The sequence below is a fragment of the Thauera sp. WH-1 genome, from assembly GCF_047806685.1.
Lineage (GTDB): Bacteria > Pseudomonadota > Gammaproteobacteria > Burkholderiales > Rhodocyclaceae > Thauera.
Window position 1 is genome coordinate 87,371 of record NZ_JBLQGP010000005.1, and the last position, 24,214, is coordinate 111,584.

Sequence of the window (24,214 nt, forward strand, 5' to 3'; positions counted from 1 at the left end):
CGCGGCGCCCTCAGTTCGCCCGCCCGGGCTGGTAACGGTACTTGAGGAATTTCTGCGCGTTGCCCAGGATCAGGAAGGCGTCGCGCAGGCTCTTGCGCTCGAATTCGGACAACTTCTCGGGGTCGATGCTGTTGTCCGGCTCCTCGCCGACGGCCAGCGACTCGGCCTGGTGGCGGGCACGCACCATGGCGATGAATTCGAGCGCGTCATAGAGGTCCTGCCCGCGCCCAAGTGGCAGGATGGCGGCATCGATGATGTCCTTGAGGCGCTCGAAGGAGTTCAGCGCCACGGATCCGATCGCCAGCGTATGGACGCGGATCAGGTCGGCGAGCGGCGCGGTGCCGCGACGCTTGATGTTGATGACGCGGCTGTGACGGCCGTCGGACTCGACCACGAAGTCCTTGAAGAAGCCCAGCGGCGGCGTGCGCTGCAGCGCATTGCGCGCCATGCAGGCGAGAAAGCGCGCGTTGCCCTTGGCCTTGCGCGCGATCAGCTCGCGCAGCCGCGCCGCCCATTCGGTGCGCCCCCACACCCCGTCGAGGTCGAAGAAGATGCCGGCGTTGAGCAGCGACTCGGGGGTCGGGCGCTCGATCCAGTCGCTGAAGGTGCGCTCCCACACCCTGAGCGGCTGACGCCAGCGTTCGTTGCTCGCCATCACGCCCCCGCTGCAATAGCTGTAGCCGCAGCGCGCCAGGCCGTCGCTGACAAAGGCCGCCAGCGCCTTGAAGTAGGCATCGTGCTGCGCCGGCTCGAAGCGGTTGTCGAGCACCAGGGCGTTGTCCTGGTCGGTGACGATCATCTGCTCCTGGCGTGCCATCGAGCCGAGCGCGAGGAAGCAATAGGGCACCGGCGGCGGGCCGAGCTCGGCCTCGGCAAGCTCGAGCAGGCGTTGCTTGAAACTGCGCCCGATTGCGGCCATGGCGCTGCCGATCATGTTGGAGCTGGCGTCCTCGTCCACCATGCGGGCGAAGCAGGCGCGCACCTCGGGCACCAGCGCGGCGAGTTCATCGGCCGACTGCTGGCGGAAGATGCGGCCGACCAGGAACAGGCTGTTGCGCGACTCGTAGCGGATGATGTCCGACAGCGCGATCACCCCCAGCGGACGCTGGTTCTTGAGCACCGGCAGGTGGTGCACGTTGTGGCGCAACATGGCCAGCATGGCCTCGAACACCAGCTGGTTGTGGCTCACCGCCACCACGCCGCGCGACATGATCTCGGTGACCAGGGTGTCGTAGGCCAGGCCGGGCGCGACCAGGCGGGTGCGCAGGTCGCGGTCGGTGACGATGCCGGCGAGTTGCGGCAGCTCGGGCACCTCCGGGTTGTCCTCGAGGATCAACAACGAAGACACGCCCTCCTCGCTCATGCACTGGGCCACCTCGCGCGCGCTCGCGGTGCTGGGCAGGGTGACGGCGGCGCGCCCGACCAGGGTGTCGACCGTGGCCGACAGCAGGTCGTTGGACTCCTCGCGCTTGGACACCACCTGGCGCAGGCGGGTGCGGTCCTCGACCTCGACCAGGTCGGCGAAGCGCTCGTGGTTGTCGAACAGCTCGGCAAACAGCTCGCGCGGGATCAGGTAAAGCAGCGTGTCTTCCAGCGCGGTGACCGGAAAACGCACCCGCCCGTTGCGCAGCAGGCCGAACTCACCGAAATAGCCGCCGGCGGTGAGGCGGTTGTAGAGCGTGCCGTTGCGGCGGAACACCTCGACCGCGCCGCTGCGCACGACGTGCCAGAACTCGGCGACCTGGCCGAACTCGACGATCGAGTCGCCGGCCTTGTAGTAGCGCACATCGACCGCCGCCGCCACGCGCTGCAGCACCTCGTCGGGCAGTTCGTCGAAGGGCGGGTGGGCGCGCAGGAAGTCGAGGATCTCGAGCTGTTCGATCTGCATGGCGGACGGCGGCGGAGTCGGGATGGAATCCTAGCGCAAGCCTTCAGCCCGCGCGCGGCTCAGAGGCCAGGCCCTTGATCACCGACACCGCCGACATCAGCAGCACGATGGTGAAGGGCAGGCCGGTCGACACCGCCATCGCCTGCAGCGCCATCAGGCCACCGCCGAGGATCAGCGCGATCGCCACCAGGCCCTCGAAGGTGCACCAGAACACACGCTGCGGCAGCGGCGCATCGACCTTGCCGCCGGCGGCGATGACATCGATCACCAGCGAGCCCGAATCCGACGAGGTCACGAAGAACACCACCACCAGGATGATGGCGAGGAAGGAGGTGATCTGCGCCAGCGGCAGGGCCTCGAGCATCGCGAACAGCTGCAGGGGCAGTTCGGCCTCGGTCGCGGCCTGGTAGCCGTCACGCACGACCTGCAGGATCGCCGTCTCGCCGAACACGGTCATCCACAACACGCACGCGAGCGAGGGCACGATCAGCACGGCGAGGATGAATTCGCGCACCGAGCGCCCGCGCGACACACGGGCGATGAACATGCCGACGAAGGGCGACCACGAGATCCACCAGGCCCAGTAGAAGGCGGTCCAGCCCTGCGAGTAGTTGAGGTCCTCGCGCCCGATCGGGTTCGACAGCGCCGGCAGGTGCTGCAGGTAGGCGCCGAGATTGGCGAAGAAGCCGGACAGGATGTCGAGCGTGGGACCGACCGCGATCACGAACAGCATCAGCAGCACGGCCAGCACCATGTTGATCTCGGACAGGCGCTTGACGCCCGCATCCAGGCCCGCCACCACCGAGACCAGCGCGATCGCGGTGATGGCGATCACCAGCACGACCTGGGTGGTGTTGCCGAGCGGCACGCCAAACAGGTGGTTGAGGCCGGAGCTGGCCTGGGCGGCGCCATAGCCAAGCGAGGTCGCCAGGCCGAACAGCGTCGCGAGCACGGCCAGGATGTCGATCAGGTGGCCCGGCCAGCCCCAGACACGCTCGCCCAGCAGCGGATAGAACACCGAGCGCACGGTCAGCGGCAGGCCCTTGTTGAAGGAGAACAGCGCCAGCCCGAGGGCGAGGATGGCGTAGATCGCCCAGGGATGCAGCGCCCAGTGGTAGATGGTGGCGGCCATGCCGAGCCGGGTCGCGGCCTCGGCATCACCCGCGGCTGCGCCCAATGGTGCCCAGTCGGTGCGCACACCGTTCTCCATCGCGGTGCCGCCGAGGGCGCTGCCGAAGTGCGACAGCGGCTCGGAGACGCCGAAGAACATCAGGCCGATGCCCATGCCGGCGGCGAACAGCATCGAGAACCAGCCCAGGTAGCTGTAGTCGGGCGCGGCCTCGGTGCCACCCAGGCGCACCTTGCCCAGCGGCGAGATCGCCAGCCCGAGGCAGACCAGCACGAAGAGGTTGCCGGCGCTGATGAAGAACCAGTCGAGGTGCGCGGTGAGCCAGCCGCGCATGGCGGTGAACATCGGCTCGACCTGGTTCTGGAAGGCCAGGGTCAGCACGACGAAGGCCACCACCATCAGGCCGGAGATGGCGAACACACGGTTGTGGATGTCGAGCCCGAACGGCCCCACATTGACGATGATGTTGTCCTGACCGACCTTGTAGTCCGTGTCGATGGGGTTGACCGCGCCGTCGGGGGCCATCGGGTCCTTGCTCTCTGCCATTTCAGCTCCTTGTCGTTATTGGGAGATGCGCCGCAACCGGGGCGGCATGAGCCACGGGAATTGGAAACACGGCATTTTATCATTTCACGCTATCGTGTTTGGACAAATATATTGGATTGCCACATCCGCCTTCCTCCGCCCGCCCTCGCCTTGACCTGCGCATCGTCATGCCGGCGCAGCCAGCGACTCGGCTAGAATCACGCCCTGCGGAGAACGAACATGATCGGCATCCTTCTAGTCACACACGGCACCCTCGGCGAATCCCTGATCCAGTGCTGCTGCCACGTCCTCAACAAGCGGCCGGCGCAGATCGCGCAACTGGGCGTATCGGCCCAGGACGACCCGCTCGACATCCTCCCGCTTGCTCGCAGCATGCTCAACTGGGTCGATGCCGGCGACGGCGTCCTGGTGCTCACCGACATCTACGGCGCCACGCCCAGCAACATCGCCGCCAAGCTGGCGATGCCCGGCCGGGTCGAGCTGGTGGCGGGGGTCAACCTGCCGATGCTGCTGCGCGTGCTCACGTATCGCGAACACGACATGCCGACCCTGCTCAAGCGCGCGGTATCGGGCGCCTGCGACGGCGTGCTGCACGTCGAAGCCACCTGAGCCCGCGCCACCGAGACGAGCCAGTACAGACCTATAAAAATGACCGGGGCAGCCCCCCGGGGGAGACCAGCACCATGCCGAGAGCCGAAGCCGACATCATCAACAAGCTCGGTCTGCATGCGCGCGCGTCGGCCAAGCTTACCCAGCTCGCGAGCGGCTATCCGTGCGAGGTCTGGCTCGAGCGCAACGGCCGCCGCGTCAACGCCAAGAGCATCATGGGCGTGATGATGCTCGCCGCTGCAAAGGGCAGCACGATCACCATCGACACCCAGGGCGAGCAGGAGGACGAGGCCATCAAGGCCATCCAGGACCTGATCGCCGATCGCTTCGGCGAAGGGGAGTGACATGCCCTTCACCGTCCATGGCTTGCCGGTCTCGCAGGGCATCGCGATCGGCCATGTGCACCTGATCTCGCACGCCCTGCTCGAGGTCAACCACTACCACGTTGCGCCCAAGCACATCGAGGACGAGCTCGGCCGCCTCGACGACGCCGTCGCCACCGTGCACGGCGAGCTGCTCGGCCTCAAGGCGGTGACCGCAGCGGGCCAGGCGCACAGCGAGGTCGGCGCCTTCGTCGACCTGCAGCTGATGATGCTGGCCGACCCGATGTTGATCGACGCCGCCCGTCACCTGATCGAATCGCGCCGCTGCAACGCCGAATGGGCGCTGGTGCAACAGATGGAGCATCTGGTCGAACAGTTCCGTCAGATCGAGGACCCCTATCTGCGCGAACGCCAGGCCGACGTCGTGCAGGTGATCGAGCGCCTGGTCAAGGTGCTGCTCGGCCATCCCGGCCACCTGCCGCCCAAGCGCCGCGACGGGCTGGGCACCATCATCGTTGCTCACGATCTGTCGCCCGCCGACACGATCGGCTTTCGCGACCACAACATCGCCGGCTTCGTCACCGACGTCGGCGGCCCCACCAGCCACACCGCGATCGTCGCCCGCAGCCTCAAGATCCCGGCCGTGGTCGGCCTGCACCATGTGCGCGACCTGCTCGAGGACGACGAGCTCGTCATCGTCGACGGCACGCGCGGCGTCATCATCGTCGGCCCCGGCGACGAGATCGTCGAGGAATACCGCCTGCGCCGCAGCGAGCTGGAGATCGAACGCTCCAAGCTCAACCGCCTGCGCGACACCCGCGCCACCACGCTCGACGGCGAGGCGATCAACCTGCTCGCCAACATCGAGGGCCCCAAGGACCTGCCCGCGGTCAAGAATGCCAACGCCGACGGCATCGGCCTGTATCGCACCGAGTTCCTCTTCATCGGCCGCGACACCCTGCCCGACGAGGAGGAGCAGTACGAGGCCTATCGCGCGGTGGTCAAGGCCCTGCCGACCAAGCCGGTGACGATCCGCACCTTCGACGTCGGCGGCGACAAGGCGCTCAACGGCGCCCACGCGCGCATGGAGCCCAACCCGGCGCTGGGGCTGCGCGCGGTGCGCTACTCGCTGTCCGAGCCGAAGATGTTCCTCACCCAGTTGCGCGCCCTGCTGCGAGCCTCGGCGCACGGCAAGCTGCAGATCATGGTACCGATGCTGGCCCACGCGCAGGAGATCGACCAGTGCCTGACCCTGGTCGAGAAGGCGAAGTCCGAGCTGCGCGCCGAGAAGATCAAGTTCGACGAGGGCGTGCAGATCGGCGGCATGATCGAGATCCCCGCCGCCGCGCTGTCGCTCGGCATGTTCATCCGCCGCCTCGCCTTCCTGTCGATCGGCACCAACGACCTCATCCAGTACACCCTGGCGATCGACCGTTCGGACGAAGCCGTGGTGCACCTGTACGACCCCCTCCACCCGGCCGTCCTCAAGCTCATCTCCGGCACCATCGCCACCGGCGCGCGCTACGGCCTGCCGGTCTCGGTGTGCGGCGAGATGGCCGGCGACCTGACCTACACCGCGCTGCTGCTCGGCATGGGCTTGCGCAACTTCTCGATGCACCCGGGCAACATCCTCGAGATCAAGCAGCAGGTGCTGCGCTCGGACCTCGGCGAGCTCGCGCCCAAGGTCCAGCGCATTCTCAAGATGGACGAGCCGGCGCGCATCCGCGAGGCGGTGGAGCGGCTGGTCGGTTGAAGCGGCTTCGGCATTGCGCGCGGGTGCGGCCGCCCATTAGAATGGCGGCCTGCTTGCGCCGGCACTCCTGCCGGCCGCCCCGGGCGGGTGTCGTATAACGGCTATTACCTCAGCTTCCCAAGCTGATGACGAGGGTTCGACTCCCTTCACCCGCTCCACCGCATCATTCTGCGGACTTCCGCAGAAGTCCAAGAGAGTCTGCAAGTCGTTGCCACACAAGGACTTTTCCTCTCTTTGACGTTCTGCCGCGGTCCACTGCGATCCGCCTACAGCCAGGACTTTTAAGTCCACAAACAAGTCCATTTTTGCGGGCGCGGCTGATTCCGGATTGTTGATGGAGGGGCGAGGTCGACGTGACCAGCATCTGGTTCCTGACTCATGTTCAGGAGCAAGAGCATGGCACTCTCAGACCTGGCCGTTCGACAGGCCAAGGCAACTGGCAAGGCATACACCCTCCCTGACTTGGATGGCCTCTCCCTGGCCGTCACCGCTGCAGGGGGCAGGACTTGGCACTTCCGCTACTACTGGGCGGGCAAGCAGAAGCGGATGTCGCTCGGCACCTACCCGGAGGTGACACTTCGCGAGGCCCGCAGCCTACGCGATGAAGCGCGCGCCCTGCTGGCCAAAGGCACCAATCCTCGCGTTCACCGCAAGCAGAAGCGCACCGCTGTCCGGCTCGCCGACGAAAATACCTTCGAGGCGGTGTATCGCAAGTGGCTCAAGCATCGCGGGCTCAGCCTCAAGGAAGGCCGGCAGACGACCCTCTCGATACTTCCGCGCATCTTCGACAAGGATGTGCTGCCCGCCTTGGGCAAGCGGTCGATCTATGAGATCAAGCGTCCCGACCTCTTGGAGGTGATCGCCAAGATCGAGAAGCGCAGGGCGCTCTCCGTCGCCGAGAAAGTCAGGACGTGGTTCAACCAACTGTTCCGCTACGCCCTGGTGATCGTGCCGGGCCTGGAGCAGAACCCCGCCTCCGATCTCGATGTGGTGGCGCTGCCGCTGCCACCCGTCAACCACAACCCGTTCCTGCGCATGGCCGAGCTGCCGAAGCTGTTGCAGCGGCTGCGCAGCTATCGCGGCAGGCGGCAGACCCAGCTCGGGCTGCGGCTATTGCTGCTGACCGGCGTGCGAACCGGAGAGCTGCGACAGGCGACGCCGGATCAATTTGATCTGGACCGTGGGCTGTGGATCATCCCGCCCGACGTCGTGAAGCAACTCCAGTTGGATATGCGCAAGAAGCGGCAGCAGCCAAAGGATATCCCGCCCTACATCGTGCCGCTGTCGATTCAGGCCATGGAGATCGTCCGGCACCTGCTGGATGAGTTCAAGCCGGCCCAGCGCCACCTGTTCCGGCACGACAGCGACTTGAAGAAGCGCATCAGCGAGAACACGCTCAATGGTGCGCTCAAACGCATGGGCTATCAGGAGCGCCTGACCGGACACGGTATCCGCGGCACGATGTCCACTGCGCTCAACGAGATCGGCTACCCGAAGGTCTGGGTGGATGCACAGCTCTCGCATGTCGATCCCAACAAGGTCAGCGCGACCTACAACCATGCCGAGTACGTGGAGCAGCGTCGCCGCATGATGCAGGACTGGGCCGATCGGCTCGACCTCTTCGAGCAGAACCAGGTCGAGGCGGCCAGCATGCCGCTCACCGTGCATCTGGAAGGCGTGCCCGCGTTTCCGAGTGAGCAAACCGCAAGCGCGCCCTCCGCGCCGGTTGCCGCTTCGCCAATCCTGCTCGTGACGAAGCCGGGTGACGCCATGCCGTTGGTTTCTGCCGCCGCACATCGGCTGCCGGCGGTTCCGCCCCCTCGATCGGCCGCGCCGCTGGTGCCTTCGGACATTCAGCGCGAGAGGATGGAACTGTTCGATGTCTTCGAAGCGCCGCACAACCTTCCCGTCGCTGCGTTTGCCAAGATGGCGGGCAAGTCCCGCAGGTGGATCAGCTACGAGATCAAGGCGGGCAACTTGCTGGCGTTGAACGTGGGCAACCGCGGCCAGCGGGTGCCGGACTGGCACCTCGACCCACTCAAGCACGAGCTGATCCAGTCCGTCCTGAAGCTGACCAGGGGTGCGGACCCTTGGCAGATCTACCATGCACTGCTGCAACCGCGCTCGATGCTGCGGGGGCGTTCGGCACTGGAAGGCGTGACGGCCAGCAATCTCGACAAGCTCGTCATGGCAGTGAGCACAGCCGTGAAGGAAAGCGAATGGACCCCGCTGCGCGTCGGGGTCGCCTAGCAGCAGGAATGCAGGATCGTGGCGAAACCGCGATCCCCGCGCGTCTGTCAGGACACCAAGCGCGCGCGGCGGGCGAATCTTGCCTGGGTGTCCGACAAGGAAGCGTTGCGGCGGAGCAGATAAGCCATCACGATCGTTGGTGCGCCGGCCAGCGGCCGCATGGCGATGCCTCGGCGTAGGTAGCTCGCCAGTCTCGCGGCGGGCGCAATGGTGATCCCGTACCCGGCGGCAACCAGCGTCATCACCACATCGAATGTCTCCACCGTTTGCTCCCGCTCCTGCAGCGCGTTCTCGAACACGCGCTGCACGGTCATGCGCCATGGTTCATCGGCCGTGGACTGCGAGCAGATCAAGGGCTGCTTGAGCACTTCCCCGCACGGCACTTCACGGTGGGCCAGCAGGTGGGAGCGCTTGGCCACGGCGACCGCCAGCGTGTCATGCCACAGCGGTTCGCATACCCAGCCAGGCCACTGCCGGGCAACCGCAGACAAGGCGAAGTCGAAGCCGTCGTCCGGCATCTCCGCGCCTCGACCGGGATCTGTCCAGCCGGCCAGGACGGCATGAGTCTCCGGCTCTTCGGCACGCTGCAGGGCGAGCACGTCGGCGAGCTGGGGAGGCACCCATTCGCCGAGGACGGCCATGCGAATTTCGGCGGTGATGTCACTCGATTCCACGTCCAACTCCCCCAGGCGGTGAACTCGTGGCAACTGATCTCGAAGCCGTTGTATGAGTTAAGTTTAACGTGGTTTAAATCGTGACCGTGTTCGACGCTCTTGGCAATGCCAAAGCGTTCGATCCAAAGGGGCCGCCCCACCGGCACCACTACCTACGAAGCGGAACCAGCCATCGCGTTTGGGGCTGCCGTGCGGGAAGAAAGAACCAACCAGGGCATCGCTCAGGAAACGCTGGCCCACATGGCCGGCATCGAACGGTCGCACATGGGCAAGATCGAGCGCGGCGAGCATGTCCCCACGCTCCCTCTCATCCTCAAGATTGCCCGTGCGCTGAAATGCAGTTCCGCCCACTTGATGACTCTGACCGAAGCCAAGCTGGCAGAGTCGGCCCCATCCGCGGATTGAAGCCGGCCCGCACAGCGGTCGCATGCCTACGCCTGATCGTCGTCCTTGCCCCCAAGGGCTGAATCTTCGCGCTTTGCGGCCTCGTTGACGAGCCGCAGGTATGGGTTGTCTGGCGGCGTCTCCTGGAACAGCGCCTCCGGGCTGACGAGCAGGTAGCCGTGCAGCCGGCGCGACTTGCGCGGCCCCGTGACTTCGCAGGTCCAGATGTTCAGCCCGCTCGGCTGCTTGCGGTGCTGTCCCAGCTTCTCGAAGCGCTTCTGGACCCACTGCCACCCCTCCAGCTTCTCCTGCTTGGCCAGCGCGGCGACTTGAAGGTACTCCTGCGCGTAGCGCTGGAACACGCCGGGGCTGACGAGGTAGGTCGTACCGGCGACGGTATGCACCAGGGCCTTGGCGTCGTTGATGATGAGCTTGCGCGTCTGGATGCTCTGACGCAGCCAGACCATGAAGTGCGCCCCGGAGGGCTCCGCGCGATCCTGGGAAGGCGCGAGGCCCATCTGCGGTGGGGGCACGGTCGAAGGGGCCGGCTCGGGCTCGGCAACAGGGGAACTCGGGATCTCCGGTGCCGTGGGTGGAGCGGTGTCGCCCAGCAGGTCGAGTAGCGCGGCCACGCCGGTATCCGTGGCTGTGGATGCGATCGGCGCCGTGCTCGCGGATGCAGCTTCGATGCCTTCCGCGCGCGGCCCATCGGCCACCGCCGGCGCCTGCGGCTCCGCCTGTTCCTCTTCGACCTGCACACGGCCTGCGAACGGCGCCGGCCGGTCGGCGGCATCCCAGATCATCGCCGGCGAGAGTTTCAGGAAGGTGAAGGCGTGCGACCAGCCGGCGTCGCTGGTGACGGTAGCCTTCCAGATCGCCTTGCCATCCGGCGTCGGTTGCACGATGCCGTGATCCTGCAGCACGTTGAACACCGCCGTGTTGCTCGCCGGGATGCCGTCGATGCCCTGCGACAGCAGATGGGCGCGCAGCTTGTCGGAGACGGTCTTGCTCACCAGCCACAAGGCGTCCTGGGTCAGCCAACCGTCCGCCGGGCCGGCCTGGTTCAACTTGAATTCTTCCTTGAGCAGGTAGCGCAAGCCGTCGAGCAATTTGCGTTGCAGCGCATGCTTGGGCGCCGCCAGCGCCTTGCTGGGATCGCCGCCGAGTTCCTGGGCGACCGATGCCTGGTCGGCCTGCACGACCAGCTCGCCGAGCGTGCCGGCATGCTCGTACTGGCCGGCCAGCACGTACAGCAGCGCGGCCCAGAGGTCGGGATAGCCGCTGAGCCAGTCGAAGATGTCCCGATCGAGAAGGCGCGCGTAGAGCAGCCCGGTGGCGGCGCTGTGCAGGCGGTACTCGCGCTCCTTTCGGTAACGGAAACGGTAGGGCTTTCGCAGCGGACCGTGCCAGGGATGCCAGACGCTGCCGTCGGCATGCTCGACGTGAAGATCGACCGCAATCTTGCCGATGTCGTGCAGCAGGGCCGCGTAGGCCGTGCCTGCAGTCCAGGCTTCGGCCTGGGCCGCTTGTGCCTCCGGCGTGACGCCCGCAGGCAGCAGGTATGACTGCCGCAATTTCAGCGCATAGGCGACGATCTCCAGGCCGTGGTCCAGCATGCCGCCCGGATAGGCGTGGTGGTGGTTCTCGGAGGCCGGGAACTGCTGGACCAACTCGGCGTAGCGCTCCAGTGGGGCGAGGTAGAGCGTGGCGAACTGCCGGCGCGAGAGCGATGTGCGCTGCCAGATGTGTTCCAGCAGTTTCTGCCGACGCGGCGTGGCCAGCAGCGATGCGGCCGACTCCGGCCGCGCCAACCCTTTCGGAATTTCGATGGCTGATGTGGGCGGTGTGCCGGCGGTGGGTGGCACCCGTTTGCGCTGGAACAGCGAGAGCATGGCGAACCCCGGATGACGGGCTGCTCGGGGCGCCTTTTGGCCTTTTCAGGATAGGGCCTTTCCCCTTGGCGCCCTTCCTTTGCCCCTTCCCAGCCCTTTGGCCTTTGTCGGAAGCCTTTGGGTATAGGGCCGCAGCTGCGCGGGTGCCACGATGAATACGGTATGGGGCAATCCCGGCAAGTGGGGCGCTGCGGGACGTTCGTCAGCTCTGGCCCAAGCCGGTGTCGAGGGCGGCGGATTGCGCTGCGAAGTCGTCGGGACGGCGCTTGCGGAAGGTTTCGAGATTGGCGAGCTTCCAGCGCAGTGCCGGCAGTTGAGCGGCGTGCTGGCATTGCACCAGCGACCAGTCCGGCTCTGCGCGCACCAGCCCGCTCAGAAACTGCTTGTGCGCGGTGCTCAGTCGCTGTGGCAACTCGCGCCGCAGCCTGGCGCGAGCGTCGAGCAGTGTCTCCAGGGAGCAGTCCACTTCGGTCATGCCGACAAAGGCCCGCTCGTACTCGCCGGCGATGTCCTTGTCGTTGCCGAACAGCACTTCGTGAGGCGGCCGGTTGTGGCCCGCCAAATAGATCACGAAGCACTCGACCATGCCGTCGCTGATGTCGCCCGATTCGTAGAGCTGCCACACGTCGAACAGGTCGCGGGGGTGCTGTCGATCCAGCGCGGCCACCAGCTTGCTGGCGTACAGCTCGTCCGGTGCCAGAACCGGCAGCTCGAACTCGACGCCGAACAGATCGCTGGTCTTGGCGCTCAGCGGCCGCCGCTCGACGGGCAGCACGCTGCCGCGGAACACGACATTGACCTCGATCTTCACCTGGTTGGCATCGTTCTCGACGATCAGCTTGGTGTCTCCCAGGTCCTTGGCGCGAACCAGGCGTGTCTGCACGCCCAGTGGCGCAACGCGCGTGGCGATGGCGGCCAGCTCCTGGTTGATGGCTTGCAGCGCTTCGTCGCGCGGCGTCTGCCACGGGAGGTACACCACGTCGATGTCCACCGAAAGGCGCGGCATGTCCCGCACGAAGAGGTTGATGGCCGTGCCGCCCTTCATGGCGAAGATGTCGTTGGCGAACACGTCGGGCGCGACGGCCAGCAGCAGGCGAACGGTGTCCGCGTAGGTCTTATCCATGAGGTTTCAGGCTCAGCAGGGTTCCGTCATCGAGCCGGCTCATCCAGCGCGTGTTGCTGCCGGTGCGAACCGGGTACTGCTCCAGCAGGGCATCGACATCCACGAGGCTGGTCTCGCGCGCCCAGGTGAGGAACAGGCGCACGGCCTTCACGCTGGTGCAGCAGGACAGCAGTTGTCCGAGCAAATCCTTGCGGGGGGAACGCAGTCCATCAAAGATGTTGCGGGCCTCTTCGAGGCTCTGCTTGACGCCGGCTTCGTACAGCAACTCCAGAACGGCACGCTCGGAGGCAGCCACCCGCAGATCCTCGGGCAGGCCAGGCGGCGTGGTCAGGGTCTTGCCGGCCAGCACCGTATCCGGCCAGTCGAACAGGCGGGCGTGGACGTAGCGGGCCGGAAAGCGCGAAGTGAACCAGACCGGCAACGCAAAGCGACCGTCGCCCCACAGCACCAGCGCCTCCCGGCTGCCCAGGTTGTGCCGCACCCCCTGCAGGGCCAGGGCGCTCTTGCCGCCGACGTGCAGGCCGGGCACGCGCTGTTGCAGGAACTTCAGCGCACCGTAGACCCCGAACGCATCGTTCGGGAAGGCATAGACGCCATGGGCCAGGCGCACGAGCCACCCGCCGTCGGCATAGTGGGCGGCGAGCTGGGGCGACACCCCAAACTGGCTCAGGGTGGCAAGGTCGAACGGCGCCCCGCGGGGGAGTCCCGCCTGCAGCCGCTTGATTATCTGGTGCCTAGAATTTCCATCCATGTTATAAAGATAGCACGGAATCAAATCAGCCCCTAGAGCTATCGCAAGAGCGCGCAGAGAAAGTAGCATGAGGTTTGATTTTTAATGCACAATCTAATCATCCTGCGACCCAAGCCAACCCGGCTCGGCCAGCCGCAACTTCTTCGAACGGGGGCCTGATGCCTGAGCCGCTGTGCGCAATCTTGCTGGCATCGCTCCAAGGGCCGGCGCTCCCAGTCGAGGGGCGCGATGAGTAGCCTTGCCGATGGATATGGCAGCTATGCCGACTTGGCCAGCGCGCAAGCCGAAGGAACGGACTACAGGGTGCATGTACGCCCGTTCGCCGGATCATCCATCGCCGTCATCGCACCGCATGGCGGAGGTATTGAGCAGTTCACGTCGGACATCGCGCGAGCCGTCGCTGGCACGGACATCAATCTCTATCTGTTCGAAGGAATTCGTCAGGCTGGCAACTACGCTGCACTTCATCTGACCAGCCACAAATTTGATGAACCGCGCTGCCTGGCACTGCTATCCGCCTGCGACCACGTGGTCGCGATCCACGGCTGCGGCGGCAAGGCACAGCGCGTCCTGATGGGCGGCCTTGACGACCCATTGAAGATATCCATCGGACAAGCCATTGCTCGGCTTGGTGTGGAAGTCGATCTGAAGGGGCACTCGTTCCCGGCAACCGATCCGAACAACATCTGCAATCGGGGACGGCGCGGTGTTGGCGTGCAAGTTGAATTGACCCTCGGTCTCAGGCTGGATGGGCCGCGTGATGCGGTGTCCGCAGCTATCCGCTCCGTACTCTTGAACTTGCCAAACGAACTGCCAGGGGGAGATCAACGCCGATGATTCTGACCGACAACGAAACCCGGGTCGACCTGCTGAACAACGAGGCCATCGCGACCACGATCATCGAGTTGCTTCGCGCCAGGCCCGACCATCCGGTGACGATCGGCGTGCATGGCGACTGGGGTGCGGGCAAGTCCAGCGTGCTCGAAATGATCGAGGCGGGGTTCGCCGACAAGGACGAAGTCCTGTGCCTCAAGTTCAACGGATGGCGCTTTCAAGGCTTCGAGGATGCCAAGATCGCCCTGATCGAGGGGATCGTCACGGGCTTGGTCGAGAAGCGTCCGGCCCTGAACAAGGCCGCGGCCGCGGTCAAGGATGTCTTCCGGCGCATCGACTGGCTGAAGGTGGCGAAGAGAGCCGGCGGCCTCGCCCTGACCGCGTTCACAGGCATTCCGACACCCGATCAAATCGGAGCTATCGTCGGCTCGCTCGAAGCGGTGATAGCGGATCCTGCCAAGCTCGCCACGAAAGAAAACCTCTCGACGGCGATCGACGAGGTGAAGGCCGTGCTGAAGCCGGGCGAAACAAAGAATGTGCCCGAGGAAGTGGAAGCGTTCCGCAAGGCCTTCGACCAGCTCCTGAAGGACGCGGGGATCAAACAGCTCATCGTCCTGATCGATGACCTCGATCGCTGCTTGCCAGACACCGCCATCGAAACGCTCGAAGCGATCCGGTTGTTCGTGTTCACCGCCCGGACGGCGTTCGTCGTCGCGGCCGACGAGGCGATGATCGAGTATGCGGTGCGCAAGCACTTTCCCGATCTGCCGGACAGCACCGGACCGCGGGACTACGCACGCAACTACCTCGAAAAGCTCATCCAGGTCCCATTCCGTATCCCGGCGCTGGGCGAGACCGAGACACGGATTTACGTCACGCTGCTGCTGGCCGGCGCCGAAATCGGTGAAAACGACGCAGACTATGCGAACTTGATTGGCGTGGCGCGTGAGAAGCTGAAGCGTCCTTGGACCAGTGGCGGTTTGGATGCGGCGACCGTCAAGACGGCGCTCAGCAAGCAAGCCGAGAAGGCGAACAACGCGCTTGCCCTCAGTGACCAGATTGGCCCCATCCTGGCGAGCGGTACGAAGGGCAACCCGCGTCAGATCAAACGCTTCCTCAACACGCTGCTGCTGCGTGAGCGTACTGCGGCCGCGCGCGGATTCGGGGACGATATCAAACTGCCCGTGCTCGCGAAGCTCATGCTCGCTGAGCGCTTCATCCCGAGGCTGTTCGAGCAGATCGCGTTTGTCGCCGCGGTCCACCCGCAGGGGCTATGCGAGGACCTCGATACGCTTGAAAAGGGGCTGGCGACGGCCGACGGTAAGGAATCGCAGGCCGGCGAGCGGAAGGGACAGAGAGCCGGCGAGCCAGGGCCCGCGCTTGACAACGCCGTATTGGCTGAATGGCGGTCGTCAGAGACGGTATGCGACTGGGCGCGCCTGTCACCCAAACTCTCGGGTCTCGATCTACGCCCCTACTTGTTCGTGACGAAGGACAAGAAGGACTACTTCGGCCCGGTGTCCGTGCTGGGTCACTTGGCCGGCGTGGTGGAGAAGCTGTTCGGCGGCAAGATGACCGTCCAGGGCTACGAGGCCGAGTTGAAGCAGCTCGTGCAGCCCGAAGCGGAGAAGGTGTTCGAGGCCGTGCGCACCAAGATCATGAGCACGGGCACCTTCGACACCAAGCCAGCGGGTGTTGATGGGCTTGTCGTCCTCGTGAAGGCGCAACCTGGCTTGCAGGGCCGGTTGATGGATTTTTTGGAAGCATTGCCAAGTGGCAAGTGTGGCCCATGGACTGTCAGTGGCTGGCAGGGTGTCATCAAAGATGCCGAATGCGCCACTCGTCTGACAAAGCTGCTGGGCGAGTGGAGCAAGGTCGCCAATAACCCCGGCCTCAAAGCAAGCGCCGAAGCGGCCCTCAAGGACGTAAAGGGAGGACGCTGATGGGGACTTCGACGGCTTACGGTGGCCCTGGCGGCGGTACTCCGCTTGTTCCGTCATGGCTCGGCGGCGCTGATGGCGGTGAGGCTCCCGCTGCTCCCGCAGGCACGGGAGCTGGGCCGGACGGCCAGCCGCCGGCCGACGGCGGCGCGCCGCCTGTGCCGCCAAATCGCCTGCCCATTCCAAGAACGGCAGACCCGCAGCGTTTCTCCGGCGCCCGCAATTGCTTCACGCGATTTGCTGGTTCCGGTGGCACTGACAGGGCCAACCTTGGCCGAGCCGTCTCAAGATACGTCTCCACATCCGCCGGCGGTGCCGGGCAGGCAGCCCAGCGAATGGGAGCCTCTCGCAGTGCCGGCGCGCGCCTTCTCGGCTTCCTGGTTGACGCGCAGGCGCGGGGGGTGCGCGAGGCCTTGCGCGCGCTCGACTTGGAGTCCCTGGCAGGTCGCCCGATCACCGAGATTTTCGTGGGCCTGGCCGACTACATCTGCCCAGGCGCAGGCACCGTCGATGAAGGCATCGCCCGTGAGGCTTACATCGAAACCGTCGTTGAACTGGCCAGCGAAGGGTTGACTGACCTGACCACCTTCACGCCGGATCAGATGCAAACGGTCTTCGAGCTGTACGCCACGCATGCGATCGAAGCGCGGATCTGCAATGACATCGGCACCAAGGCCGTGACCATGCCAGTGGACGCCCAATCGGCACACCGCGTCGAACAGCAGTTGCGCGACTTCATTCGGGGCGGGGTGAGCGACGCGCTGACCCGGGCCCGGGCGGAGTCACCGAATCTCACGCCCGAACGGATTCAAACCTTCGTGGACACCGTGTACGAGTCCGCGTTTGCGATCCTGCAGACCCTGGGGGATGCGGAGGCCAACCAATGAAGCGACAACTCTTGGCGGGGCGCTTCGGTCCCGATGACCACGTTGACGTTCCGGTCGGTGTGGATGAACAGAGGACCTACTTGCAGCTCGTCGCCGGCGAGAAGTCCCTGGACCATGGCATCGGTGGTGCGCTAACCAGCTTGAAGAAGATCGGCGTTTTTCCCTCGGAGATTGGCGTCGACCTGCTAGTGCTGGCTGCTCACGTGCATGCCGCGGACACGCGCATCTCGCGAGCTGAGCAATCGCAAGACTCCTGGACGCGCGAGATTCGTCTGGTTGTTCCGGTCAGTGATCCGGTTCGTTGGGGAACTGCGACAGCGACGCTGAAGAAGTCGCTGGATTTCTTGACGGGAGATCAATGGACGATCGGGTTCAGGGCGCGTCCGGCTCGGTTCGCGACGATCGCTGAGGAGGCGCCCCCGAGTCTTATCTGTCCACCCTTCGACTCCCTGAGCCTCTTTTCGGGCGGGCTTGACAGCCTTATCGGCGCCATAGACCTCTTGGAGGACGGCGCGACCCCATTGCTGGTCAGTCACTTCGGTGAAGGCGCCACCAGCGACGCGCAGGGCAAGTTGCTTACGGGCTTGAAGAAGCACTACGACAGGTCATCCTTCGAGCGGCTACGCGTCGGAATGACCTTCGACGATGGCCTCGTGGAAGGAGTCGGCTCGGAGAACAGCACGCGGGGAAGATCGTTCCTGTTCCTCGCGCTCGGGGTGTTCGCTGGTACTGGACTGGGACGACGCTTCACGCTGCGGGTTCCCGAGAACGGGCTGATCGCTCTGAATGTGCCTCTGGACCCACTGCGGCTGGGCTCGAACAGTACCCGCACGACGCACCCGTACTACATGGCAAGGTGGAACGACCTGCTCGGCGCACTCGGCATAGACGGGGAGATCCTGAACCCCTATTGGGACAAAACGAAAGGGGAGATGGCCGCGGGCTGTCGCAACCCAGCACTCTTGAAGAAGTTGGCGACGGACTCTCTGTCGTGTTCCTCCCCCACCAAGGGTCGGTGGCAGGGACTCGGAATCGAGCACTGCGGGTATTGCTTGCCGTGCCTGATTCGCCGTGCGGCGCTGATGGCGGCATGGGGTAACGGAAACGATGCGACTACGTACACCGTGCCGGACCTCCGCGCGCAGCCACTGGACACGCGCGAGTCGCCCGGAAAGCAGGTCAGGTCGTTTCAGTACGCAATCGAGCGCTTGAAAGGGCGACCGGAGCTTGCGAACCTCTTGATCCATAAACCCGGCTCGCTTGCTGACGAAGCCGCGCACCTCGATGAACTCGCCGATGTCTACCGGCGCGGCCTTGATGAAGTCGCCCGGCTCATCGATGGCGTCGAGGCGCGGCCGAGTTGACTAGGATGCGCGCATGATCGCAACAACCGGTCTCGTGGACTTTCACTGCCACTTGGACCTTTATCCGGACCATGCCGTGGCTGTTCGGAACGCGGACGCGGCCGGGGTGTTCACGCTTGCGGTGACGACGACACCTCGCGCCTGGCCTCGCAATCACGAACTCGCACAGTGCACGAAGCATGTTCGAGCGGCGCTCGGGCTGCACCCCCAGTTGGTCGCAGAGCGCGAGAACGAAATCGAGCTATGGGACCGGTATCTTTCAGAGACTCGCTATGTCGGCGAGGTCGGGTTGGACGCCGGTCCTCGGTTCTTCAAGTCGCTCGATGCCCAGAAGCGCGTGTTTCAGCACGTGTTGCAACGTTGCGCTGAGGCGGGTGGCAAGATCATCACGACCCACAGCATTAGGTCGGCCAAGGCGGTGCTCGATCTTGTCGAGGCGCATCTGCCGCCGGAACGTGGCAAGATCGTTCTTCACTGGTTCACGGGAACGCAAAGCGACGCGAAGCGAGCGTTGGAACTGGGTTGCTACTTCTCGATCAATGCGGGAATGCTGGACAAGGAGAGACACGCCGCGATGGTTCAGACCATCCCCTTGGATCGGATACTGACTGAGACAGATGGGCCCTTCACCCGCACCGGCGAGCGACCCTCGCAACCGGTCGATGTGGCAATCGTGGTGGAAGCTCTAGGCCGGTTGCGCGGTATGCAAGCGGCCGAAATGGCGGACGTCATTCGCGGCAACCTTCGAGCCCTTTTGGCATAACCCTGGTAGTCATCATGAAACCCGTTGTACAGACAACTTTCGCGGAACGCCTGGGCCGGATGTTGGGTCGGGCATGGCGAGGTTGCGTGGGTTTGGATCGCCGGGCGAATGGATGGCTGGTGGCTCAAGGATGGACGCCGAACGTTGCCAAGGTCGTTCTCGCGGTACTCAAGCTCACGGCGCTCGGGATACTGCTCTACGTCGCGTTCTGGCTGGCGTTGCTGATTGGGGGCATCTTGGCTGCGGCTTGGATCGCAAGGCAAGACAACACGGAAAGCGATTCCGATTTTCTCGGTCGCAAGGCAGAGGAGCGCGATCACCGCGAAGGTCTGTTCTATCACCCAACGATGCACAACGACGATCCAGACCCGCGGTTTGAAGACGACTGATGTACGGCAAGCTACTTTTTGGCAGCGCTGATCAATAGATTCGATCCCTTGCCACCTGCTTGCCCTGCGTCCCTGGTCCCGTTTGCCAAACCTTGAAGCATGCCGCCAGCACGAACACCTACCCAGCCCAGTGCGGTAACCCACAAGCTCGGCAGTACGAGGAACATTGTCGCCATGACGAAGTTCAGCAGCATGTCCCCGAAGGCGTTGTTCAGGCCGATCAGGGGATCGAAGTTGGTGTGCGGCCGATTTGCCCCGAATCCCCAGCCATAGAGGGCATCGAGGATCGTGCTGTCGATCCAGCGCGCGAGCTGGAACCAGAAGTCCACGAAGAACAGCGCGAACTGGACGCAGCTCACCGTCACCACCGTCTTCAGGTCGTAGGTGCCGATCAGCAGCACCAGTGGGATGCAGATGACGAGCGCCATTTTGAGCATCGTCAGCACCATCGGCAGCGCCTGGCGCACCACGTCCATCGCCGGAAAGAAGCCCAGCGAGCCGACGGTCAGACCCAGGTCGCTCGCGCCGCGCGTGACGATGTTCGGCAGCGTCTTGTCGATCTGGCCGCCGTAGTCGGTGTAGACGGCGCCCTGGTTCATCTTCTGCTGCCTCGGCGAGACCACGGCGCGGATCACCGAGTCATTGACCTCGCTCTGCGACAGGAAGCCCACCCAGCGCCCGATGCGAGTCAGCAGGTCCGGGTCGACCTGTGCCAGCAGCCGGCTGCGCAGTCCCTGGCCGCCATCGGCCCACCACTGCCGGCAGGATGGATAGCCGCCGCCGCTGTCCACCTGTGCCAGACCCGCATCGCGGGTCGCGTCGTAGGGCCAGGCCGTGCGTGGGGTCTTGGCGCGATAGGTGTCATAGAAGCCGGGCGTGTCGAGGAAGTAACTCGACCCGATCCAGGTGACGTCGTTCATCTGCTCGTCGGAGAGCGTCGGCCGGTTCATGAACAGCTTGGCGCGCGACGGCCCGTAGCAGTCGTGCGTGAAGTCGGCGACCTCCTGTGCCAGCACCGGATCGTCGATGCGCGTGGCATCCACATCCATGCGAATCTGACGCAGGTCCGTGCCGCAGGGAATCGCTGCCACCGCGGAGCCCGTCACGGCTTTCGACAGCGCGTGCATGAAGAACCACCACACCGGCACCAGCGCGCTCTGGTCGTTGAGCGCCGTGTAGACGTTGGACCAGCCCGTGTCGTTGGGCAGTGGGACGTTGACCTGGCATTGCGCGGAGCGCGTGGTGTCGAACTTGATCGTGGCGAGATCCACCGGGATGAACGGGATGCCGGCGAACATGATGACCACGATCGCCACCCACACCCGGTTCTCGATGCGCATCGACGACAGCACGCCCTTGTTGCCCTCGTCCGCGCCTTCGCCGCGGGCCTTGAGCCACTCCTGGATCACGATGGCCATGAACGGCAGCGCGAACACGCCACTGGCCACGAAAATGCTCCAGATGCCGTTGTTGACCACCCAAGCCACCAGGGTCAGGTAATACTCCAGGTAGTCCGTCGTGTAGAGCGTCATGCCTGCCTCCCGGTCTCAGCCGTGCCGCAACAGTTGGCTGGCTTCCAGCGCGACCACGGCGATCACGGCTGCGATCTCCGTGCGCAGCAGGCGCTGATGTGTCTCGCGGGACGGCTCCCGCCGCAGCAGGCGCCGGCGCATCCACCACCAGCCGTAGGCCGTCGCTCCGTAGAGGCACAGCCGCCACACGAAGAAGTGGCCGGCGTGCGCCTGCAGCCAGTGCTGCCAGCCCTCGACGCCGCCGACCACGTGGATGCCGGCGATGTTCACCGCCACCGCGGCAGCGACCACCAGCAAGGTCCACAGCAGCGCCACGCCGACGCGGCGGTTGAACAGCCATGGCAGCCGCAGCCAGGCCAGCCGGCTCATGGCGTACCGCTCCGCGGCTTCTGGATTTCCCGCAGACGGTCGCGCGTGGTGTCGCCCTCGAAGACGCCGCGCGAGCCGGCAGCGCGGGTGCTGTGGCGCTGGATGATCGCCATCGCCGAGTTGCCGGCCAGCGTGCGCCGCAGTTCCAGCTCGGTCTTGAGGTTGTTGATCTCCTGCTCCAGCGCGCTGTTCTCCTGGTCGACCGCCTGCACGGCCAGCTCGTTGGCAGCGACGTTCGGCTCCTTCTTGCCGGTCAGCAACGTGCGTTGCAGCAGCAGGGCCTTCTCCAGCACGCTGGACAGCGCAGCCTCGGACGCGAGGCGCCGGCCCAGCACGTCCTGGTCGGGTTCGTCACGCAGGGCCTCGATCACGCCGCGGGTGATCGGCAGCGAGCTGCTGCCGGCTGCGTCGAGATTGGCCAACGTCGTCGGCCGGGCCCCCGTCACCAGTTCCTGCAGCGCCTGCAGCTTGGTCTCGTACTCTTCCTGGATCATTGGCGTGAGCCCGACGCCAGGCGTGGTCTGGGTCTTCGTGCAGTTTTCGCAGGTGCGTTGCTCGCGTTCGCCCAACACGCGGGTCGCCCAGTCGGCGGCCGCCTGGGGCGAGGACCAGGTTTGGCAGGTCAGGCGGTTGCCGCAGGCGCTGCGCGCGATCGACGAGGTATCGGTGGCGTTGCGCCCGTTGAGCAGGTTGTAGCCCGCGCGCGTCACGTCGCCGACCACCTTGATCGAACTCTGGCCGGAGCCGCCCGCGTTGCCGCCGCCGACCCAGGGCACGCCGTTGTTCCCTTTGTTGGACTCGGCCTGCTCGACGGCGGAGACGGCGTCGGTGCTGCTGACCGCATCCCGCAGCGCCATCCCCTCGGCGAGCTGGTCCCAGCCGGCTTGGCCGCCGGCCATGTCCGCCATCCGATTGGCGATGGCCCGGCAGGTCATCTTCGAGCGGTCGAAGTCCAGGCGCGCCTGGAGGATGCCGTTGGTCAGCAGGTTGTAGAGCCCCGGGTCGGCGCGCTGGATGATCAGGGCTGGCAGCGAGGCCACGGCGCCGGTGGCGTTCTGGATCACGTTGCTCATGATCGTCTGGAAGCCGTTGGTGATGCCGTTGAGCTGGTTCTGCAGCGTCGTGGTGATGCTCATGTCGCCGCAGATCAGGTTGCTGTTCCAGCCGACGCCGACGCCGATGCTCTGCATGTTGCCGGCACCACCCATCGACACGGCCCGGCCGCCGCCGATGCTGTAGAGCACGTCGTCGCCGATCACGCTGCCGCTGACGTTCACGCCATTGGGGTCGATGCGCGTCTGCGCCCAGGCGACGCCGACGACCAGCGTTATGGCCGCCACGAGCAGCGTGGCCCGCAGGGGCAATTTCGCGCGGCGCAGGAAGTCAGGGAGGGAGGCGTTCATCGTGGGTTCCTCACATGAAATCGACGCTGCCGAGGAAGACCTGGCCACGGCGCCGGCAGCAGGAGTACGGCCGCCACAAGGCCCAGGCGTAGTCGCCCTGCTGGGCCTGCACGCGAGTGCGGCTGTGCGGGAAGACCACGCAACTGTTCGAGAGCGCGGGCGTCAGCTCCTGCCACTTGCCCGTCGAGGCGTCGGTCTCCATCAGCGCGCCGGCCGGCCAGTAGCCGTCGCGGGCGTTGGCCAGCAGCGGCTGGTACACGTGAATCTGGTTGCGGCGCGTCACGATATCGCCCGCGCGCTGCGCGACCACGGCGCCGCTCTTGTGGTCGTCGGTCTGGTGTAGGAAGCCACCGCGGGGATACACGTTGCCCCAGAGGTTCAGGCCGGTGCGCGTACCGATTTCGCGCCGGCCGGGGATGAGCGCTTCGGGGTAGAACGCTTCCGGGATGTTGTAGCGCCAAGCGATCGTGTCGAGCGTGCTCAGCAGATACGGCATGAAGGCCGTGCCCGCGCCTTCGCAGGTGTAGCCGGAGGCGCTGGCGAACTGGCTGAACACCATCCCGGCCGGATGGCCGATGACATCGGCGTTCTTGAACTTGGCGAGGTTGTTCTCGTTGTCGTGATTGGTCGTGCCGTCACCGCCAGCCTTGGCGGTCGGGTTGGGCATGCTCATCGCCCTGACTTCCAGCCACGGGTTCTCGCCGGTGTTCGAGTAGCTCGACACCACCGCATCGGGGACGTAGTGGCGCACCTTGACGGAAGTGCGAACCGAGCAGCCGAAGGGCGTGCAGTACAGCCAGTAGCAGATTCCGACCACGCGGTATTCGAGGCAGTCGGGGGACAGCGCCGACGAGACGATGGTGGCGGTGTCCAGGGCGAACGTCGACGTGGCCGCGCCCAGCAGCAGCGAGGCGGCGGTGGCGCGCAGGCGCCGGCGTGCCAGCAGGAGGCTCATGGCTGCGTGCTCCGGTAGGCCTTGATGCGCGCGACGGCGCGGGGCACGTCGGGCTCGCCGTAGACCACGTAGCGTCGATCGACCACGACGGCGGGAATCTTGGCGATGCCCAGTCCCCAGGCATCCGCGACACCTTGGTAGGCATGGCCGATGCGGCGCTGCAGCGCCTCGCCGCCGTCATGCAACCGCTGCCGCACCACCGCTGCGGCCTGTTGCGGGTCGGCCGGCAGGTGCGCGGCGAGTTCGACCTCGATGCGCGTGGCCTGGTCCAGCTCGATGACCCGCACGCCGGCCGGAGCCTGCACCGGATGACGGCTGTCGGTGATGACGAGCACATCGGCGGCCGCCGCGATGGGACCGAGCAGCGCGGCGCACAGTCCAGCGGCCACCCTCGCGGCCAGGGGGCACCGCGAGACGGCAGGAAGATCAAGGGAATGAACCGGCATGTCGCGCCTC

At 65.5% G+C, this 24,214-nt stretch carries 22 protein-coding genes and 1 tRNA gene; 12 read left to right on the forward strand and 11 right to left on the reverse strand.

Annotated elements, in window-relative coordinates:
• Positions 1–10: 10 nt before the first annotated feature.
• The gene (locus ACMV5O_RS07090; RefSeq protein WP_416162847.1) at positions 11–1,888 is read right to left on the reverse strand and encodes a DUF294 nucleotidyltransferase-like domain-containing protein; all 1,878 of its coding nucleotides are present in this window, start codon (positions 1,886–1,888) and stop codon (positions 11–13) included.
• 43 nt (positions 1,889–1,931) lie between these two features.
• On the reverse strand, positions 1,932–3,563 hold the full coding sequence (locus tag ACMV5O_RS07095) for a BCCT family transporter (RefSeq protein ID WP_416162848.1): 1,632 nt from the start codon (positions 3,561–3,563) through the stop codon (positions 1,932–1,934).
• Between the two features lie 219 nt (positions 3,564–3,782).
• Between ACMV5O_RS07095 and ACMV5O_RS07100 the strand changes: the two genes are divergently transcribed.
• The 5 genes from ACMV5O_RS07100 to ACMV5O_RS07120 all read left to right on the forward strand — a co-directional run bounded on the left by ACMV5O_RS07100 (position 3,783) and on the right by ACMV5O_RS07120 (position 8,498).
• Positions 3,783–4,172 (forward strand): PTS sugar transporter subunit IIA, encoded by a 390-nt coding sequence (locus ACMV5O_RS07100; protein ID WP_416162849.1) that lies wholly within the window; start codon positions 3,783–3,785, stop codon positions 4,170–4,172.
• 74 nt (positions 4,173–4,246) lie between these two features.
• Positions 4,247–4,516, forward strand: coding sequence for an HPr family phosphocarrier protein (locus ACMV5O_RS07105; RefSeq protein ID WP_416162850.1), 270 nt, complete (start codon positions 4,247–4,249; stop codon positions 4,514–4,516).
• 1 nt (position 4,517) lies between these two features.
• Entirely contained in the window at positions 4,518–6,248 is a 1,731-nt protein-coding gene (gene ptsP, locus ACMV5O_RS07110) for a phosphoenolpyruvate--protein phosphotransferase (protein WP_416162851.1), read from the forward strand.
• A gap of 83 nt (positions 6,249–6,331) precedes the next feature.
• A tRNA-Gly gene (locus ACMV5O_RS07115) sits at positions 6,332–6,406 on the forward strand.
• Positions 6,407–6,644: 238 nt separating this feature from the next.
• Positions 6,645–8,498, forward strand: a complete 1,854-nt coding sequence (locus tag ACMV5O_RS07120; protein WP_164926417.1) for a tyrosine-type recombinase/integrase — start codon at positions 6,645–6,647, stop codon at positions 8,496–8,498.
• Positions 8,499–8,545: 47 nt separating this feature from the next.
• Here the strand turns inward: ACMV5O_RS07120 and ACMV5O_RS07125 are convergent, their stop codons facing one another.
• A complete protein-coding gene (locus tag ACMV5O_RS07125; RefSeq protein WP_416162852.1) occupies positions 8,546–9,172 on the reverse strand; it encodes a LysR substrate-binding domain-containing protein in 627 nt (208 codons plus the stop codon).
• A gap of 105 nt (positions 9,173–9,277) precedes the next feature.
• Between ACMV5O_RS07125 and ACMV5O_RS07130 the strand changes: the two genes are divergently transcribed.
• On the forward strand, positions 9,278–9,577 hold the full coding sequence (locus tag ACMV5O_RS07130; RefSeq protein WP_003282197.1) for a helix-turn-helix domain-containing protein: 300 nt from the start codon (positions 9,278–9,280) through the stop codon (positions 9,575–9,577).
• 26 nt (positions 9,578–9,603) lie between these two features.
• Here ACMV5O_RS07130 and mobH read toward each other — a convergent pair whose 3' ends face one another.
• The 3 genes from mobH to ACMV5O_RS07145 form a co-directional block, all read right to left on the reverse strand.
• Positions 9,604–11,448: a MobH family relaxase gene (gene mobH, locus ACMV5O_RS07135; protein ID WP_416162853.1), complete on the reverse strand. Its 1,845-nt coding sequence runs from the start codon at positions 11,446–11,448 to the stop codon at positions 9,604–9,606.
• Between the two features lie 202 nt (positions 11,449–11,650).
• Entirely contained in the window at positions 11,651–12,571 is a 921-nt protein-coding gene (locus tag ACMV5O_RS07140) for a nucleotidyl transferase AbiEii/AbiGii toxin family protein (RefSeq protein ID WP_416162854.1), read from the reverse strand.
• Positions 12,564–13,322, reverse strand: a complete 759-nt coding sequence (locus tag ACMV5O_RS07145; protein ID WP_416162928.1) for a type IV toxin-antitoxin system AbiEi family antitoxin domain-containing protein — start codon at positions 13,320–13,322, stop codon at positions 12,564–12,566. The genes ACMV5O_RS07140 and ACMV5O_RS07145 overlap by 8 nt, the downstream gene beginning before the upstream one ends.
• A gap of 228 nt (positions 13,323–13,550) precedes the next feature.
• On the opposite strand from ACMV5O_RS07145, the gene ACMV5O_RS07150 reads away from it, so the two are divergent.
• The 6 genes from ACMV5O_RS07150 to ACMV5O_RS07175 are packed head-to-tail and all read left to right on the forward strand — an operon-like array spanning position 13,551 to position 19,499.
• A complete protein-coding gene (locus ACMV5O_RS07150; protein WP_416162855.1) occupies positions 13,551–14,159 on the forward strand; it encodes a poly-gamma-glutamate hydrolase family protein in 609 nt (202 codons plus the stop codon).
• A complete protein-coding gene (gene qatA / locus ACMV5O_RS07155; RefSeq protein ID WP_416162856.1) occupies positions 14,156–16,099 on the forward strand; it encodes a Qat anti-phage system ATPase QatA in 1,944 nt (647 codons plus the stop codon). Before ACMV5O_RS07150 ends, qatA begins: the two co-directional genes overlap by 4 nt.
• Entirely contained in the window at positions 16,099–16,983 is an 885-nt protein-coding gene (gene qatB / locus ACMV5O_RS07160) for a Qat anti-phage system associated protein QatB (protein WP_416162857.1), read from the forward strand. Before qatA ends, qatB begins: the two co-directional genes overlap by 1 nt.
• Entirely contained in the window at positions 16,980–18,347 is a 1,368-nt protein-coding gene (gene qatC, locus ACMV5O_RS07165; protein WP_034037638.1) for a Qat anti-phage system QueC-like protein QatC, read from the forward strand. The genes qatB and qatC overlap by 4 nt, the downstream gene beginning before the upstream one ends.
• A gap of 13 nt (positions 18,348–18,360) precedes the next feature.
• Positions 18,361–19,110 carry a Qat anti-phage system TatD family nuclease QatD gene (gene qatD / locus ACMV5O_RS07170; protein WP_416162858.1) on the forward strand — a complete coding sequence of 250 codons (750 nt, stop codon included), beginning with the start codon at positions 18,361–18,363 and terminating at the stop codon, positions 19,108–19,110.
• A gap of 14 nt (positions 19,111–19,124) precedes the next feature.
• Positions 19,125–19,499, forward strand: a complete 375-nt coding sequence (locus ACMV5O_RS07175; RefSeq protein ID WP_034037642.1) for a DUF3742 family protein — start codon at positions 19,125–19,127, stop codon at positions 19,497–19,499.
• A gap of 11 nt (positions 19,500–19,510) precedes the next feature.
• Here ACMV5O_RS07175 and ACMV5O_RS07180 read toward each other — a convergent pair whose 3' ends face one another.
• The 5 genes from ACMV5O_RS07180 to ACMV5O_RS07200 are packed head-to-tail and all read right to left on the reverse strand — an operon-like array spanning position 19,511 to position 24,204.
• Positions 19,511–21,031, reverse strand: a complete 1,521-nt coding sequence (locus ACMV5O_RS07180; protein WP_416162859.1) for a conjugal transfer protein TraG N-terminal domain-containing protein — start codon at positions 21,029–21,031, stop codon at positions 19,511–19,513.
• Positions 21,032–21,046: 15 nt separating this feature from the next.
• Entirely contained in the window at positions 21,047–21,400 is a 354-nt protein-coding gene (locus tag ACMV5O_RS07185; protein ID WP_003292115.1) for a hypothetical protein, read from the reverse strand.
• Positions 21,397–22,803 carry an integrating conjugative element protein gene (locus tag ACMV5O_RS07190; protein ID WP_416162860.1) on the reverse strand — a complete coding sequence of 469 codons (1,407 nt, stop codon included), beginning with the start codon at positions 22,801–22,803 and terminating at the stop codon, positions 21,397–21,399. Before ACMV5O_RS07190 ends, ACMV5O_RS07185 begins: the two co-directional genes overlap by 4 nt.
• Before the next feature lie 10 nt (positions 22,804–22,813).
• On the reverse strand, positions 22,814–23,758 hold the full coding sequence (locus ACMV5O_RS07195; protein WP_416162861.1) for a TIGR03756 family integrating conjugative element protein: 945 nt from the start codon (positions 23,756–23,758) through the stop codon (positions 22,814–22,816).
• Complete coding sequence (locus tag ACMV5O_RS07200) at positions 23,755–24,204, reverse strand: TIGR03757 family integrating conjugative element protein (protein WP_416162862.1); 450 nt, start codon at positions 24,202–24,204, stop codon at positions 23,755–23,757. The genes ACMV5O_RS07195 and ACMV5O_RS07200 overlap by 4 nt, the downstream gene beginning before the upstream one ends.
• Positions 24,205–24,214: the final 10 nt, after the last annotated feature.

What these genes read in the sequence shown, in the direction of transcription:
- mobH (WP_416162853.1), bottom strand. Translation starts at nt 11,448, where the DNA reads ATGCTCTCGCTGTTCCAGCGCAAACGGGTGCCACCCACCGCCGGCACA.
- ACMV5O_RS07120 (WP_164926417.1), top strand. Translation starts at nt 6,645, where the DNA reads ATGGCACTCTCAGACCTGGCCGTTCGACAGGCCAAGGCAACTGGCAAG.
- qatA (WP_416162856.1), top strand. Translation starts at nt 14,156, where the DNA reads ATGATTCTGACCGACAACGAAACCCGGGTCGACCTGCTGAACAACGAG.
- ACMV5O_RS07190 (WP_416162860.1), bottom strand. Translation starts at nt 22,803, where the DNA reads ATGAACGCCTCCCTCCCTGACTTCCTGCGCCGCGCGAAATTGCCCCTG.
- ACMV5O_RS07200 (WP_416162862.1), bottom strand. Translation starts at nt 24,204, where the DNA reads ATGCCGGTTCATTCCCTTGATCTTCCTGCCGTCTCGCGGTGCCCCCTG.
- ACMV5O_RS07130 (WP_003282197.1), top strand. Translation starts at nt 9,278, where the DNA reads ATGCCAAAGCGTTCGATCCAAAGGGGCCGCCCCACCGGCACCACTACC.
- ACMV5O_RS07195 (WP_416162861.1), bottom strand. Translation starts at nt 23,758, where the DNA reads ATGAGCCTCCTGCTGGCACGCCGGCGCCTGCGCGCCACCGCCGCCTCG.
- ACMV5O_RS07175 (WP_034037642.1), top strand. Translation starts at nt 19,125, where the DNA reads ATGAAACCCGTTGTACAGACAACTTTCGCGGAACGCCTGGGCCGGATG.
- ACMV5O_RS07095 (WP_416162848.1), bottom strand. Translation starts at nt 3,563, where the DNA reads ATGGCAGAGAGCAAGGACCCGATGGCCCCCGACGGCGCGGTCAACCCC.
- qatB (WP_416162857.1), top strand. Translation starts at nt 16,099, where the DNA reads ATGGGGACTTCGACGGCTTACGGTGGCCCTGGCGGCGGTACTCCGCTT.
- ACMV5O_RS07140 (WP_416162854.1), bottom strand. Translation starts at nt 12,571, where the DNA reads ATGGATAAGACCTACGCGGACACCGTTCGCCTGCTGCTGGCCGTCGCG.
- ACMV5O_RS07150 (WP_416162855.1), top strand. Translation starts at nt 13,551, where the DNA reads ATGAGTAGCCTTGCCGATGGATATGGCAGCTATGCCGACTTGGCCAGC.
- ACMV5O_RS07145 (WP_416162928.1), bottom strand. Translation starts at nt 13,322, where the DNA reads ATGGATGGAAATTCTAGGCACCAGATAATCAAGCGGCTGCAGGCGGGA.
- ACMV5O_RS07105 (WP_416162850.1), top strand. Translation starts at nt 4,247, where the DNA reads ATGCCGAGAGCCGAAGCCGACATCATCAACAAGCTCGGTCTGCATGCG.
- ACMV5O_RS07180 (WP_416162859.1), bottom strand. Translation starts at nt 21,031, where the DNA reads ATGACGCTCTACACGACGGACTACCTGGAGTATTACCTGACCCTGGTG.
- ACMV5O_RS07185 (WP_003292115.1), bottom strand. Translation starts at nt 21,400, where the DNA reads ATGAGCCGGCTGGCCTGGCTGCGGCTGCCATGGCTGTTCAACCGCCGC.
- qatC (WP_034037638.1), top strand. Translation starts at nt 16,980, where the DNA reads ATGAAGCGACAACTCTTGGCGGGGCGCTTCGGTCCCGATGACCACGTT.
- qatD (WP_416162858.1), top strand. Translation starts at nt 18,361, where the DNA reads ATGATCGCAACAACCGGTCTCGTGGACTTTCACTGCCACTTGGACCTT.
- ACMV5O_RS07100 (WP_416162849.1), top strand. Translation starts at nt 3,783, where the DNA reads ATGATCGGCATCCTTCTAGTCACACACGGCACCCTCGGCGAATCCCTG.
- ACMV5O_RS07090 (WP_416162847.1), bottom strand. Translation starts at nt 1,888, where the DNA reads ATGCAGATCGAACAGCTCGAGATCCTCGACTTCCTGCGCGCCCACCCG.
- ptsP (WP_416162851.1), top strand. Translation starts at nt 4,518, where the DNA reads ATGCCCTTCACCGTCCATGGCTTGCCGGTCTCGCAGGGCATCGCGATC.